Raw genomic sequence first — 15,239 nt, forward strand, 5'->3', positions numbered from 1 at the left:
TAACGAGTAAAGGAGAGCCAAATGACTGACATGATCCGTGATATCGCAGCATTCACCTCCATCGCAATGTTCGTTGCCAGCTTCTCGCTGATCGTCATGGCGATCTAAAGTTTTCAGGGGATCGCATGGCATTCATGCGGTTGGGACGTGGGACTTCTTCTGGACATCATCGCCCTCTATGCCGACAATGCGTCCGATTCATTCGGGTGATTGGGAAGGCATGGCATGGCGGATACGGCAAAGGGTTCAACGGGTGAGGCTATTGGCGGCACGCCAGGCTTCGTCCACCTGAGGGTCCATTCCGCCTATTCGCTTCTTGAGGGCGCCCTGCCGCTGAAGAAGATCCTCTACAAAGCGACCGGCGACAGCCAGCCGGCGATCGCGATCACCGACACCAACAATCTGTTCATCGCGCTGGAATTTTCCCAGAAGGCGATGGACGACGGCCTGCAGCCGATTATCGGCTGCCAGGTTTCCATCGATATGGAAGATGGGTTGGAAACGGAAAAGCGCGGCGGCCAGCAGGCGCTGATCAAGCTGCCGTCGATCGTTCTTCTTGCCGCGACGGAAGCCGGTTACGAACGGCTGGTCGATCTCGTCAGCCGCGCCTATCTCGGCGGTGAAAGCAACCAGGCGATCCATGTTCGCGCTTCCTGGCTGCAGGAGGCGGGTACGGAAGGGCTGATTGCATTGACCGGCGCCCTGACCGGCCCCGTGGATATGGCGATCAAGGAAGGCCATTCCGCTCAGGCGGAGAACCGACTGCTCAAGCTGAAGTCTCTCTTCGGCGATCGGCTTTATGTCGAGCTGCAGCGGCACGGCACCTACGACAAACGGCACGAGCAGAAGATTGTCGGGCTCGCCTATACCCACGACCTGCCGCTGGTTGCGACCAACGAAGCCTTCTTCCCGACGCGCGACGATTACGATGCCCATGATGCGCTGATGGCGGTTGCCCACAACGCCATCGTCTCCGACGACAGCCGTTTTCGCCTGACCCCGGATCACTACCTGAAAAGCCGGGCCGAGATGGCCAAGCTCTTCGCCGACCTGCCGGAGGCGCTGGATAGTACGATCGAGATCGCCAGGCGTTGCTCCTTCGTGCTCAAGACGCGAAAGCCGATCCTGCCGCGCTTCACCGGCGCGACCGACGATGCCGAAGAGGCCGAACGCGCCGAAGCGAGCGAGCTGCGCCGACAGGCGGTCGAAGGCCTGGACATGCGGCTTTCGACACTCGGCATGTCGCCGGGCTACGACGAAAAGGACTATCGCGAGCGGCTCGATTTCGAGCTCAGCGTCATCGAGCGCATGCGCTTTCCGGGATACTTCCTCATCGTTGCCGACTTCATCAAATGGGCCAAGCAGCATGATATCCCGGTTGGTCCGGGCCGCGGTTCGGGCGCCGGCTCGCTGGTCGCCTACGCACTGACGATCACCGACGTCGATCCGCTGCGCTTCTCTCTGCTTTTCGAGCGCTTCCTCAACCCGGAACGCGTGTCGATGCCGGACTTCGACATCGACTTCTGCCAGGACCGCCGCGAAGAGGTGATCCGCTACGTCCAGGCCAAATATGGCCGCGAGCAAGTGGCGCAGATCATCACCTTCGGTTCGCTGCAGGCCCGCGCCGCCCTGCGCGACGTCGGCCGCGTGCTGGAAATGCCCTATGGCCAGGTCGACAAGATCTGCAAGCTCGTGCCGAACAATCCGGCAAACCCGACACCGCTTTCCAAGGCGATCGAGGAGGAGCCGAAGCTGCAGGAGGAGGCCGCGAAGGAGCCGGTGGTCGCGCGCCTGCTCGATATCGCCCAGAAGATCGAGGGGCTTTATCGCCACGCTTCGACACATGCCGCCGGCATCGTCATCGGCGACCGGCCGCTCTCCAAGCTGGTGCCGATGTATCGCGATCCGCGTTCCGATATGCCGGTCACGCAGTTCAACATGAAATGGGTGGAGCAGGCCGGTCTCGTCAAATTCGACTTCCTTGGCCTGAAGACGCTGACCGTGCTCAAGGTCGCCGTCGACTTCTGCAAGAAGCGCGGCATCGAGGTCGACCTCGCCAAGATCCCGCTCGACGACAAGAAGACCTACGAGATGCTTTCGCGCGGCGAGACCGTCGGCGTGTTCCAGGTTGAAAGTGCCGGCATGCGCAAGGCGCTGATCGGCATGAAGCCGGACTGCATCGAGGACATCATCGCGCTGGTTGCCCTCTATCGTCCGGGTCCGATGGAAAACATCCCGACCTACAATGCCCGCAAACACGGCGATGAAGAGCTGGAATCGATCCATCCGATGATCGACCATCTCCTTAAGGAAACCCAGGGCGTAATCGTCTACCAGGAACAGGTGATGCAGATCGCCCAGGTTCTGTCCGGCTATTCGCTCGGGGAAGCCGATCTTCTGCGCCGCGCCATGGGTAAGAAGATCAAGGCCGAAATGGACCAGCAGCGGGAACGTTTCGTTGTCGGTGCGGTCAAGAACGGGGTGTCGAAGCCGCAGGCAGATAACATCTTCGAACTGCTCGCAAAGTTCGCGAACTACGGCTTCAACAAGTCGCACGCGGCCGCCTACGCCATCGTTTCCTACCAGACAGCCTACATGAAGGCGCATTTCCCGGTCGAGTTCCTCGCCGCCTCGATGACGCTGGATATGTCGAATACGGAAAAGGTCAACGACTTCCGCCAGGACGCCAAACGTCTCGGCATCGAGGTCATCGCCCCCTCCGTCCAGACGTCCTTCCGCCAGTTCGAGACCGGCGACAACCGCATCTATTACGCGCTTGCAGCTCTCAAGGGTGTCGGTGAATCCGCCGTCGACCACATTGTCGAGGTGCGCGGCGACAAGCCCTTCGCCAGCATTGAGGATTTCTGTCTGCGCATCGATCCGCGCCAGGTGAACCGCCGTGTGCTGGAAAGTCTGATCTATGCCGGCGCTTTCGATTGTTTCGCTATGGACCGTGCCCAGCTTTCAGCCGGGCTCGACCGGATTCTCGGCTATGCCCAGCGCGCCCAGGAGAACAAGCTCAGCGGCCAGTCGGACATTTTCGGCAGCACGCTGACGTCAGGGCCTGAGAAGATTTCCCTGCCGCCGTTCTCACCCTGGCTTGCTTCGGAGCGGTTGCTCAAGGAATTCCAGGTGCTGGGCTTCTATCTCACAGCCCACCCGCTCGATTCTTACAACAACATCCTGCAGAAGATGCGCGTGCAGACCTTTGCCGAGTTTTCCCAAGCCATCAAGCAGGGCGCTGCCAATGCACGCCTTGCCGGCACCGTCATCTCGAAACAGGAGCGCAAGACCCGCACCGGCAACAAGATGGGCATCATCGTCTTCTCGGATTCGTCGGGCCAGTTCGAAGCCGTGCTGTTTTCGGAGATGCTGAACCAGTATCGCGACGTGCTCGAGTCGGGAAAATCCTTCCTGCTGACCGCGACGGGCGAAGAGCGGCCGGAAGGTATCGGCCTGCGTATACAGACGATCCAGTCGCTGGAGGAAAAGTCGCTGCAGATGCAGAAGGCGCTGCGCGTCTATGTCAGAGATTCCGGACCGCTGCGAATGGTTGCCGGCCACTTGAACGCCAAAGGCGACGGCCTCGTATCCTTCATCGTCATCAAGGAAGAGGGCAAACGCGAGGTGGAAGTGGCGCTGCCGGAGAAATACCGCATCACGCCGGAGATAGCCGCCGCCCTTCGCGCCGCCCCTGGCGTCGTGGATGTCGAACTCGTCTGATCAGCCCGGGTGATCTTGATCACCCATGGGTGATGGTGATGAAGTCCGTGCCTTCGCCGGTTTCCGAGCCAAGGCCGGTATCGGAGATCGTCAGCGTCGAGCCGGGCGCGATCAGCGCGTCGATCTTGCGGCGGGTCTCCTCCGGGATCACGATGCGGCTGAGGGAGCGGGCAATCGGTTTGCCCATGAGGATCGAGCTTTCCTGATTGGTGATACCGAGCTGCTTCATCGTCTCGCGAGAGAGATTGTTCGTCAGCGTGACACCGAGCCAGTCAGCGGTGCCGGCCTTTCCATCGACTGCGTGCAGCGTCAGGAAATGCGTGCCGAGTGCCAGGCCCGGATCGGCGATCGCCACCGGCGCTTCGAAAATTGGCTTGAAGGCCTGCCGCACCATGATGACGCCGTTCGGCGGCTCACCCTTGCCGGCCGCCGCATAAAGAGATTTGAGGAGCGTGTCGGAAACCAGGCTCCTGTCGCCGGCAAATTCCGCCGGCCGTAGCGTCTTGAAGGTCTTGATCGCCTGCACGGTCGACGAGCCGAGCAACCCGTCTGGATCGCCGGCGGAAAAGCCCAACTGATTGAGAAGGGTCTGAATGTCGATCACCGTCTCGCGCAGCGTGCGGCGGGTGATGAGCATGCTGATCGGCTCGGACGGTTGTTCGGGTTCGGGTGCTGCAACCGGCTCCACGTCAGGCATCGGCATTGCAGCGGTGTCGTTCATCGCCACCTGCACCGGTTTTTGCGGGCTGTCGGGCATGGAGGGCCGCAGCTCGACATCGGAAAGCAGCGGCATCACCGCTGGCGCATCCGGGTGGAAAAGCGTCGGATGGTCGATCGGTTGCGGCACCAGTTCGCCGTCGCTGATGATGACGGAGACGCCGGTCTCGGTCATTCCGTAGAGCATTTTTGCGAAGGCGCCCGGCATGCGCACGCAGCCATGCGAGGCGGGATATCGCGGTACGGAATTCGATTCGTGCAACGCGATGCCGGACCAGGTCAGCCTTTGCATGAACGGCATCGGGGCGGCCGAATAGAGGTTGGATTCGTGGTATTTCTGCTTTTCGAGTACCGAGAAGATGCCGCTCGGCGTCGTGTGGCCGTCCTTGCCGGTCGAGACCTTCGAGGTCGCGACGACCTCGGTGCCGTCATAGACCGCAAGCGACTGCTTGGTCTTCGAAACGAAGATCTGCAGCATACGCGCATCCGCGGCAAGAGCAGGGTGCACGAGTGCGGTGGCCGACAGCAAGCCGAGGCCGAAGACAAGACGCGAGAACATGATACCCAACCATACGCAATACTTGTCCGGCACATTATGGGACGAAGCTTAAGGAAGATTTTATCGGCCGGATCGCGCACTGACCTCACGGTTTAGTGATCGCGCTTGCCGTTGCCGAAGGTGTAGCCGGTCTCGACCGTCGTCTTGCCGAACTTGTCGCGCAGCTTGTCCATTGCCGCTTCGACCGCCGCTCGCCGGCCCGATTGCCGATCGATGAGATCGGGCGGATCGGCGCGGGCGGCATCGCCGAGATCGGTGACGCCGATGCCGAGCAGCCGGAATTTCGTGCCGTCCGTTTCCCTTTCGAGAAGCTCGAGCCCGATGCGGAAGATCTTGTCGGCAAGCTGGGTCGGGTCTTCGAGCTTGCGGTTGCGCGTGCGTAGCTTGAAGTCGGCGCTCTTCATCTTCAGGACGACGGTCTGTCCGGCGATGCCGTTTTTCTTCAGCCGCCAGGAGACCTTTTCGGAGAGGTTACGCAGGATCGGCACCAGGTCGTCATAACGCGAAATGTCGTCGAAGAAGGTCGTCTCGGATGAAACGCTCTTGGCCGCATCGTTGAGATGCACTTCGCGGTCGTCGATGCCGCGCGACAGCCGGGCAAGCCGCTGGCCGATGCTGCCATAACGACGCATCAGGTCGTTCTCCTCCATCTGCTGCAACTGGCCGATGGTGCGGATGCCGTCCGCCTCCAGCGCTGCCGCAAAGGCCTTGCCGACGCCCCAGATGGTGGTGACGGGACGCGGTGCCAGGAATTCGACCGCTTCCTCGCGGCCTATAACGGAAAAGCCCCGCGGCTTCTGCAGGTCGGAGGCTACCTTGGCGAGAAACTTGCAATAGGAGAGCCCGACCGAAACGGTGATGCCGATCTCCTTTTCGATGCGTCGGGCGAATTTGGCGAGCGTGCGCGCCGGGGGATCGTGATGCAGCCTCTCGGTGCCGCCGAGCTCCAGGAAGGCTTCGTCGATCGACAGCGGCTGCACTAGCGGCGTCAAATCCTGCATCAATGCCCGCACCTGGCGCCCGACCCGGACATATTTCTCCATGTCGGGGCGGATGACGATCGCCTGAGGGCATGCCTCCAGCGCCTTGAACATCGGCATGGCCGAACGCACGCCGTGGATGCGGGCGATATAGCAGGCGGTGGAAACCACGCCGCGTGTGCCGCCGCCGATGATGACGGGTTTATCGGCAAGCTCCGGATTGTCGCGTTTTTCGACGGCCGCGTAGAAGGCATCGCAATCGATATGCGCAAGCGTCAAGCCGTAGAGTTCGCGATGGCGCACGAGCCGCGGGCTGCCGCACGAAATGCAGCGGCGCGCCTCGCCCTTCTGCTCGGCAAGGCAGTCGCGACAGAAGCCGGGTGTCTTGTCGGGCGCGGGCGTCATGATGAGAACAAAGATTGAACGCTGCGAGGTTACGCTTTAAGCTTCCGAGTCACAAGAGAGCGTGGGAGCTTTGCCTTTGGATAACGAACTTCGTTTCGAGCCGGTGGTGCCGGAACGCTGGGGCGACTTCGAAATCCTGTTCGGTCCGCAGGGTGCTTTCTACAATTGCTGGTGCGTCGCGCTGCGCCTGCCGCATGCGGTGAGGACTGGGATGGCGGCTGAGGAGCGCAAGGCGCATATGCGGGAGCGGATCGAGACGGGGCCGCCGCCGGGCATCCTCTGTTATGCCGAGGGTGCGCCGGTCGCCTGGGTACAGGTCGGGCCGCGCCATGACGTGCCGCAGTTCAATTCGCCGCGCACCGTCTCGCGACCGCTGGAGGAGGGCGATGCGCATGATTCATCGATCTGGGCCGTCAGCTGCTTTTTTCTGCTGCCTAGACTGCGCGGCAAGGGGATGAGCCATCGCCTGCTTGCCGGCGCGATCGACCACGCGCGGCGAGAGGGAGCGCGGCTCCTCGAAGCCTGTCCCATCGATCACGTCAAGCAGTCGAAATCCGTCACACTTTGCATCGGGTCGACGGCGATTTTCGATGCGGCCGGTTTCGAAACTGTGGCAAGGCGCAAGGACGGCCGTCCGCTCATGCGGCTGGAACTGCGCGACTGAACGTGCCGGAAAGGAAATGTGACTCGATAAGCTCGGCCGCATGCGCCCAGTCGGTGGCGCGGGTGATGTCGTCGGCCGCTGCCGGAGCAAAACGATGGACGGGCGAGTTCGGCATCAGGTGAATGAGCAGGCAATCGGCGACATGATCCCTGACAGAATGCAGGTTGCGCGCCATATCATCGATGAAGACGACAGGAAGGGAGCGGCTGGCATGCAAGGCGTGGACGATTGGCCCCTTGGGCTGCTCGGTGGCAAGCAAAGGAAAGAGCAGGCCCATCCTGTCGAGCAGGCGGCGGCGCTGGTCCTGGAACCGCGGCTGCATGGCGGTCAGGAAAAGGACATCCGCCTCGTCCGAAAGCCGGCCGAGCGTTTCAACGACGCGGTCGAGCGGTATCTGCCACTGCTCTTGCGCCTCGAAGAATTCGTCGATCAGCCGGCTGACCTGTTGGTCCGCGATCGCAGCCCCGTCCGCCTTCGAGACGATGTTGCCGTGAAGCCGGAACGAGCGCGGCAGAAATTCATGCCCCTGGCTTTGAAGGAAAAGCTGGAAGGGGCCGATGAACTGCAACACGACGTCGTCGACATCGCAGACGATCAGCGGCCGTTCGCCGAGGCGGATGTGCGAAATGTCGAATTCGCAGGACGTCACCGTCAATATTCTCCGGAATCGAGGCCGGGCGAGGAGAAATGCCGCCAGGCGGCGGTCACCGTCTCGGGGCTGATGCCGCTCGCAGTGCAGAAGGCCATTGCGGTCGGTTCGTGGTTCATCAGGAAATCCATCATGCCGGCGAGAAAACCGGGATCATTGACGGCGCTGCGCACCTGGGCGGGCGCTACGCCGGTGAGCGCGAGGAAACGGCCGAACATTTCGGGATCGTCGGCAAGCCAGCCGAGCACGGCGATCGCCGTTTCGTGTGGGTCGGCCGCTGCTTGTTTAGAAGTCTTGAAGTTGCTTTGCATTTCGACGGGTAAGTTACCTTTTCTTCAACCAAATACCGCTAGCGTGCGCTATCGGTTTTACGGAGCTTTTTGTCCGCATGTGCCTTTCTCATGGGACGAACCGCTGCGCGAACGGACGTAGGGACAGCTTGCAATGCCCAAACAGGTGATGATTGTAGAAGATAACGAGCTCAACATGAAGCTCTTTCGCGACCTCATCGAGGCGTCAGGCTATACCACGATCCAGACGAGAAACGGCATGGAGGCGCTCGATCTGGCGCGCAAACATCGCCCCGATCTCATCCTCATGGATATTCAGCTTCCCGAGGTCTCCGGTCTCGAAGTCACAAAATGGCTGAAGGAAGACGACGAGCTGCATGTGATTCCGGTCATCGCCGTCACCGCCTTCGCGATGAAGGGCGACGAGGAGCGCATTCGTCAGGGCGGCTGCGAAGCCTATGTTTCCAAGCCGATTTCGGTTCCGAAATTCATCGAGACGATCAAAACCTATCTGGGCGATGCCTGACGCATCGGAAAGACGCTTATGACTGCGCGAATACTGGTGGTTGACGATATCCCGGCCAACGTGAAGCTGCTCGAGGCGCGGCTGCTTGCGGAATATTTCGACGTGATGACCGCAGCCGACGGCTACGAGGCGCTGGCAATCTGTGAGCGGAACCAGGTCGATCTGGTCCTGCTCGACATCATGATGCCCGGCATAGACGGTTTCGAGGTCTGCGAGCGGTTGAAGGCCAGCCAGAAGACCGCCCATATTCCCGTCGTCATGGTCACCGCGCTCGACCAGCCGGCCGATCGCGTGCGCGGCCTGAAGGCCGGCGCCGACGACTTCCTGACCAAGCCCGTCAATGATCTGCAGCTGATTTCGCGGGTGAAGAGCCTGCTGCGGCTGAAGACGTTGAGCGACGAGCTGCGCATCCGCGCCGACACCGCCCATACGATGGGCATGGACCACCTCACGCGGGCAGGCGAGGGCCGCGCCGACGAGACCGGCCAGGTCCTGCTCGTCGATGGCCGCGCCAATTCGCAGGAGCGCATTATCAGGGCGCTGAAGCCGGTCGCCGACGTGCTTGGCCTTTCCGATCCGCAGGCCGCTCTCTTCGAGGCCGCCGAGAGCGCATTCGACCTCGTCATCGTCAACGCCAACTTCGACGATTACGATCCGCTTCGCCTGTGCTCGCAACTGCGCTCGCTCGAGCGCACGCGTTTCCTGCCAATCCTGATCATCACCGAGCAAGGTGCCGACGAGATGGTCGTCCGCGCGCTCGACCTCGGTGTCAACGACTACATCGTCCGTCCGGTCGATCCCAACGAGCTGGTTGCCCGCAGCCTGACGCAGATCCGCCGCAAGCGCTACAACGACCGCCTGCGCAACAGCGTCAAGCAGACGATCGAGCTTGCGGTGACCGATCCGCTCACCGGTCTCTACAACAGGCGCTATCTCGACAATCACCTGAACGTGCTCTTCAACCGCTCGATGGCCCGCGGCCGGCCGCTTTCGGTGCTGATCACCGATATCGACCGCTTCAAGCAGGTGAACGACACTTACGGCCATGACGGCGGCGACGAGGTGCTGCGGGAATTCGCAAACCGAGTCCGTTCGACCATCCGCGGTGCCGATCTCGCTTGCCGTTATGGCGGAGAGGAATTCGTCGTCGTGATGCCCGACACGTCGCCGGAGGTTGCCGCCGCAGTTGCCGAACGCCTGCGCACGGCGGTCGAAAGCACTTCTTTCGCGTTGAAGCATTCCGGTCAGGCACTGAGCGTCACCGCTTCCTTCGGCATCGCCTCGCGTATTACCTCGGTCCTGACCCCCGACCAGTTGATGAAGCAGGCGGATCTGGCTCTCTACGAAGCCAAAAATACGGGCCGCAACCGTGTGGTCGCCGCGGCGGCCTGACGAATCATTCGCCGCCAGAGGCGCGACATCAGAGTTTTCCACTGCGGTAAGTAAATTATTACCGATTTTTAATGCCCGCTTGCGCTACGCACGGTGAAAATTTCGCAGCTTAATAGCCCAAAAATGGTCTTCCCGCATTGCTGGGAATGTGCCGACATTCGACAGTCTCGAAGACGTTAGGTCGTCGCCAGGGTCGAAATGGAGACTATAAAAAAGCCTGGCGCCAACAGGGTGCAAATAGAGTGCGCCGTCGTCACCTGACGTAGGGGAAGGGGAGGCGTAAGTTATTAGGTTATATTGTCGAATTTCTTCAGCGGTTCATGCATTGAGTTTCAAGCCTAAGCAAAGCCGCTAAATCTTTGTATGTCCCAAAATTGGACTTTTAACCATAGAATCAAGCTCGGAAAAATCACCATTAAGAATTTGTTGATTTTCTTTCATTTTTGCGCAAATTATCGGCTCATAAGAGAAGCGCTCCCGAGAGGAGTTGTCGATACCCCATGATGCTCAGGTCCGCCGCATCTCCTGGGTCGTGGGGTCGGTCGGCTAGTAGGCAAGCTATAACGGTTCCTCGTGCCGTTTTGCATGCTGGCCGACCCCCTTTTAAGAAAACGCCGCCACTTCCCGAAGATGGAAGGGCGGCGTTTTTCTGTTTGCGCTATCATCTTCAACGACGATCCAATCCGGACAACAAAAAACGCGCAACCCGAGGGCGCGCGCTTTTTCGAAATCCCGGAGACCAAGTGATTACTTGATCTTGGTTTCCTTGAACTCGACGTGCTTCTTTGCAATCGGGTCGTACTTCGTCTTCGTCATCTTGTCCGTCATCGTACGGCTGTTCTTCGTCGTGACGTAGAAGAAACCGGTGTCGGCTGTCGACAGCAGCTTGATCTTGATTGTTGTAGCCTTGGCCATGGTCGTCCTGCCTTTAAGAAAATGAAAGCCGTGGAAGCCGGATGAGGCTCCACGGCAAATTCTGGCGCGAAACTACGAATCCAGCCCGAAAAGTCAAGCCCGTTTTCGAATGAACATCAGCCTGATACCCGAAAGTAGGGCATAGAGGCCGAAGAAAGCGGCGATCGCCCAGGCAAAACCGTTGTTGCCGGCGACGTCGATCGCCGCTCCGATCACCTGCGGCCCTGCGACCGTTCCCATCGCATAACAGAAGACGAAGGCGGCATTGGCCGCCGCAAGGTCGGAGCCTGTCAGCCGCGAGCCGAGATGGCTGAGGCCGACCGTATAGAGGCCGGAGACGCAGCCGCCCCAGAAAAGCAGGATACCGGCCATCAGCAGCCAGTTGTTGACCAGCACCGGCAACATCATCGATCCGACAAAGCCCATCAGCGCCATGCCGGCGAGAAGCGGCCGCTTGTCGCGGATACGGTCGGAGAGCAGGCCGAGCGGGATCTGGAAGATGACATTGCCGACGCCCATCATGGTGAGCAGCAGTGCCGCCTGCGATTCGGTGAAATGCGCACGCACGGCAAAGATCGGAAAAAGCGACAGCCCGCCTGCCTCGACCGCGCCGAAGATGAAGACAGCGGCCGTCGCCGTCGGCACCAGGAAGACGTAGCGCATGAAATGCAGCTCCGGTTTTTCCTCGAGTGTCGGGCTTTCGTCACGGGCGATGAAGATCGGAATGGCCGCAAGCAGGATGGCGGCGGCGCCGATCAGGAAGGGAAAGATGCCGTCACTGCCGAGCAGCGAAAAGAGCAGGGGTCCTGCCGCAAAGCCGAGGGAAAGCACCGTCGCGTAGATGCCGAGCACGAAGCCGCGCTTGGAGGGCGGCGAGGCGGCGTTGATCCAGAATTCCGAGAGGATGAACAGCGTCGTCGTCGCGCCATGGAAGGCGAAACGCAGCGGAAACCACATCCAGAAGTCCTGGGCGTAGTAGAAGCCAAGCGCGCTCAGTGCCGAAATCAGCACGGCCCAGAGCATTGTCGGCGCCACGCCGTATTTATGGGCGAGCTTGGTGGTGACGGGTGCCGCGGCCATCGCCGCGATCCCGGCCATCGCCGTGTTGAGCCCAATCAGGGTGGACGAGATGCCGCGTTTTTCCAGGATGATGCTGAGGAGGGGCAGTCCAAGGCCGATTGCTATGCCGACGGCTGAAATGGACGAGATGGCTGCCACCAGAGAAGGCCAATGGATTTCCTCGACATCGCCCGGTGTGCCGTTTCTCGGCTGAGACATTTATCAATCCTTAGAAAGCTGCGCGAGCGAATCGGCCGGCCGCATCACACAGAAAGACACAGGCGTGCCAAATCCAGGTGACGAGCAGCGTTTCGCAGTATTTCCGATGTGCGTGACCATCCGCGGAATGTAAAGCCTGTTCGGACAAGAAAAGCTTACCATGTCAAGCCGTTGAAGATGGTCGACTCCCGCGCGTGTCGGTGGTGATCGGTGGAGGGCTGGCACTACACGTTAAATATGTCTGGAAGGTGAAGGCGCTCAATCCGGCCGACGAGGAAGGTCGTAATCGTCGGGACTGTCGCTCTCTCCGCCGAATCCATGCATGCGTAGCGCCCACTGCAGACCGATAACTCCGCCCTTGATCGGCTGGATCGAAGCCAGCGCGGTGATGACCGTAACCGGCGCCCAGATGGCAAGATGGACCCAGACCGGCAGCACGAAGGTCATGTCGGTCAGCATATAACCGCCGACCACGACGTGGCCGAGGACGAGAATGACGATATAGGGCGGGAGGTCGTCCGAGCGTTGGTGATGCATCGCCTCGCCGCAGGCCGCGCAATGATCGACCGGCTTCAGGAAAGCGCGAAAGAGCTTACCGTTGCCGCAGGCCGGGCAGCGGTTCATCAGTCCGCGCATGATGGAGCGCCCAATCGGACGCTCGACCTCGGGCGTGTCCCCATAGCGGACGACCGGATCGGTCGGTGTGCTCATCGCATCTTCCTCTTTCGGACCGGAGTATTGCATCGTTCCCTCAATCGGGTCCGATCCCTAGCGGCGCCCGCGCGGAGGTCGCGTTCCCGGTTTCTTGCGAACCTGGCCCCTGTCGCGGCGGCCGGCCTTGTGGAAGGAGCGCACGGCCGTCGGCATCTCGCGCCCTTCGCTCAGCATTTCGAAACGAAGCGCGCCGGCAAGCGGGATCGCTTCGGCAAGCTTCACGGTGACGCTGTCGCCAAGGCGATAGCCAAGCCCCGTCCTTTCACCCGAGAGCGCCTGGTGCGCCTCGTCATAGATGAAATAGTCGGTGCCGAGCGTAGATATAGGGATGAAACCGTCGGCGCCATAGTCCGGCAAGGCGATAAAAAGCCCCGATTTCGTAACGCCGGAAACACGGCCGGCAAATTCCTCGCCGACTCGGGTGCTCAGGTGATGCGCGATCAGCCGGTCGATGGTCTCGCGCTCGGCGGCCATGGCCCGGCGCTCGAAGGTCGAGATTTCGGCGGCGATATCGTCGAGAACCGCTTCTTGATCGGTCGTGATACCGCCTTCGCCGAAGCCGAGGGAACCGACAAGGGCGCGATGCACGATGAGATCGGCGTAGCGGCGGATCGGTGAGGTGAAGTGGGCGTATTTCATCAGGTTGAGGCCGAAGTGGCCGATATTCTCGGGGCTGTAGATCGCCTGGCTCTGCGAGCGCAGCACCATCTCGTTGACCATGGTCTGGTGCGCCGTGCCTTCCGCCTTCGCAAGGATGCCATTGAAGCTGTTGGCGCGCATGTTGCCGCCCTTGGCGAGCGCGATGCCGAGCGTGGCGAGGAACTCACGCAGGATTTCCTGCTTGGCAAGCGTCGGACCGTCGTGAATGCGGTAAACCAGCGGCTGGCGCTTCTTTTCCAGCGTCTCGGCGGCGCAGACATTCGCCTGGATCATCATCTCTTCGATCAGCTTGTGCGCATCGAGCCGCGGCGGCACGAAGACACGGTCGACCGTGCCGTCGGGCTTCAGGAGGATCTTGCGCTCCGGCATGTCGAGTTCCAGCGGCTGGCGTCGGTCGCGTCCGCGCTTCATCACCCCATAGGCGTGCCAGAGCGGTTTCAGGATCGGCTCGAGCATCGGCCCCGTCTTGTCGTCCGGATTCCCGTCGATCGCCGCCTGCGCCTGCTGGTAGGAGAGCTTTGCCGCGCTCTTCATCATGATGCGATGAAATGTGTGGCCGATCTTGCGGCCTTCCCCTGAGAAGCTCATGCGCACGGCGAGCGCCGGGCGGTCGACGCCTTCCTTCAGCGAGCAGAGATCGTTGGAGATCCGCTCCGGCAGCATCGGCACCACCCGATCCGGGAAATAGACCGAATTGCCGCGCTTCAGCGCCTCGCGGTCGAGCGGCGAATTGGGGCGGACATACCAGGAGACGTCGGCAATCGCCACGGTGACGATGACGCCGCCCGGATTGTCGGGCGAGGGGTCGAGTTCGGCATAAACAGCGTCGTCATGATCCTTGGCATCTGCCGGATCGATGGTGATCAGCGGCACGTCGCGCCAGTCCTCGCGGTGCGACATCGTCGCGGGCCTTGCTTCTTCGGCCTCCGCGATGACCGCAGGCGGGAAGACATGCGGGATGCCGTGAGCATGGATCGCGATCATCGAGATCGCCTTTTCCGAAGCGACCGAGCCGACCACGGAAAGAACCTTGGCGCGCTGTAGACCGAAGCGGCCAAGGCGGGCGATTTCGACCTCGACCAGGTCGCCGTCCTTGGCGCCGCCGGTAAACTCGGGATCGATCACCATCTCCTCGCCGCGCCGTTCGATCGGCAGCAGGCGACCGGCGCCGCCAGGCGCTGCGCGGAAGACGCCCATCGATGCGCCGCGGCGCCTATCGATCACCTTGATGATGCGTGCCGTATAGGCAGGACCGCCGCGATCGACGGCCGGGAAGATCTTTGCCAGGATGCGGTCGCCGAGGCCGGCGACAGGGGCCTTGCCCTTGCCCTGCCGACCTGCCGGCGATTGCTGGCGGATCGCGACGGCGGGTGCCACGCCCTGGTCTTCAGGCCATTCCGCCGGTCGTCCGATCAGGTCGCCGTCCTTGTCGCGCGTCGTGATATCGAGAACGGTGACAGGCGGGAGCGCGCCGGGACGGATCAGCGACTTGCGGCTTTTTTGCAGCATCCCTTCCTGTTCGAGCTCCTGAAGCATGTGCTTGAGCTCGACGCGACTGTCGCCCTTCAGCCCGAAAGCCTTGGCGAGCTCACGCTTGGAGGCCTTCTGCGGATGATCGGCGATGAAACGCAGGATCACCTCGCGCGAAGGCAACGCGCCGTGGACGATGTTCAACGGCTCGACGGCGGGAGCATCCTTGCCCGCGCGGCCGAGCTTGCCCGGGCGCTTGCCCGCAGGGTTCGTTCTGTCGCGCGATATCCTGCTCAC

12 protein-coding genes are annotated in these 15,239 nt (G+C 61.3%); 4 read left to right on the forward strand and 8 right to left on the reverse strand.

The features are described from left to right. The first annotated feature begins 225 nt into the window (after window positions 1–225). Window positions 226–3,723, forward strand: a complete 3,498-nt coding sequence (gene dnaE / locus EFQ99_RS27655; RefSeq protein WP_126924375.1) for a DNA polymerase III subunit alpha — start codon at window positions 226–228, stop codon at window positions 3,721–3,723. 19 nt (window positions 3,724–3,742) lie between these two features. Here dnaE and EFQ99_RS27660 read toward each other — a convergent pair whose 3' ends face one another. Then, complete coding sequence (locus tag EFQ99_RS27660) at window positions 3,743–4,999, reverse strand: L,D-transpeptidase family protein (RefSeq protein WP_126924376.1); 1,257 nt, start codon at window positions 4,997–4,999, stop codon at window positions 3,743–3,745. A 92-nt stretch (window positions 5,000–5,091) separates the two neighbouring features. Continuing rightward, window positions 5,092–6,384, reverse strand: coding sequence for a DNA polymerase IV (locus tag EFQ99_RS27665; RefSeq protein WP_126924377.1), 1,293 nt, complete (start codon window positions 6,382–6,384; stop codon window positions 5,092–5,094). A 76-nt stretch (window positions 6,385–6,460) separates the two neighbouring features. On the opposite strand from EFQ99_RS27665, the gene EFQ99_RS27670 reads away from it, so the two are divergent. Next, on the forward strand, window positions 6,461–7,048 hold the full coding sequence (locus EFQ99_RS27670) for a GNAT family N-acetyltransferase (RefSeq protein WP_126924378.1): 588 nt from the start codon (window positions 6,461–6,463) through the stop codon (window positions 7,046–7,048). On the opposite strand, the gene EFQ99_RS27675 is transcribed toward EFQ99_RS27670, so the two are convergent. Beyond that, window positions 7,023–7,697, reverse strand: coding sequence for a hypothetical protein (locus EFQ99_RS27675; protein ID WP_126924379.1), 675 nt, complete (start codon window positions 7,695–7,697; stop codon window positions 7,023–7,025). The two genes, EFQ99_RS27670 and EFQ99_RS27675, sit on opposite strands and share 26 nt — an antisense overlap. Before the next feature lie 2 nt (window positions 7,698–7,699). After that, entirely contained in the window at window positions 7,700–8,008 is a 309-nt protein-coding gene (locus EFQ99_RS27680; RefSeq protein ID WP_126924380.1) for a DUF3572 domain-containing protein, read from the reverse strand. Between the two features lie 133 nt (window positions 8,009–8,141). On the opposite strand from EFQ99_RS27680, the gene EFQ99_RS27685 reads away from it, so the two are divergent. Beyond that, window positions 8,142–8,513 (forward strand): response regulator, encoded by a 372-nt coding sequence (locus EFQ99_RS27685; RefSeq protein WP_003547430.1) that lies wholly within the window; start codon window positions 8,142–8,144, stop codon window positions 8,511–8,513. 18 nt (window positions 8,514–8,531) lie between these two features. After that, window positions 8,532–9,905 (forward strand): PleD family two-component system response regulator, encoded by a 1,374-nt coding sequence (locus EFQ99_RS27690; RefSeq protein WP_126924381.1) that lies wholly within the window; start codon window positions 8,532–8,534, stop codon window positions 9,903–9,905. A 747-nt stretch (window positions 9,906–10,652) separates the two neighbouring features. Here the strand turns inward: EFQ99_RS27690 and rpmG are convergent. From rpmG to rnr, 4 genes are all read right to left on the reverse strand, one after another. After that, a complete protein-coding gene (gene rpmG, locus EFQ99_RS27695; protein ID WP_003587245.1) occupies window positions 10,653–10,820 on the reverse strand; it encodes a 50S ribosomal protein L33 in 168 nt (55 codons plus the stop codon). A gap of 93 nt (window positions 10,821–10,913) precedes the next feature. Next, window positions 10,914–12,098, reverse strand: a complete 1,185-nt coding sequence (locus tag EFQ99_RS27700; protein WP_126924382.1) for an MFS transporter — start codon at window positions 12,096–12,098, stop codon at window positions 10,914–10,916. Window positions 12,099–12,356: 258 nt separating this feature from the next. Continuing rightward, complete coding sequence (locus EFQ99_RS27705; protein WP_126924383.1) at window positions 12,357–12,809, reverse strand: DUF983 domain-containing protein; 453 nt, start codon at window positions 12,807–12,809, stop codon at window positions 12,357–12,359. A gap of 57 nt (window positions 12,810–12,866) precedes the next feature. Further along, window positions 12,867–15,239, reverse strand: coding sequence for a ribonuclease R (gene rnr / locus EFQ99_RS27710; protein ID WP_126924384.1), 2,373 nt, complete (start codon window positions 15,237–15,239; stop codon window positions 12,867–12,869).

Origin of the sequence: Rhizobium vallis, assembly GCF_003985155.1 — a bacterium.
In the GTDB taxonomy this organism is placed as follows: domain Bacteria; phylum Pseudomonadota; class Alphaproteobacteria; order Rhizobiales; family Rhizobiaceae; genus Rhizobium; species Rhizobium vallis.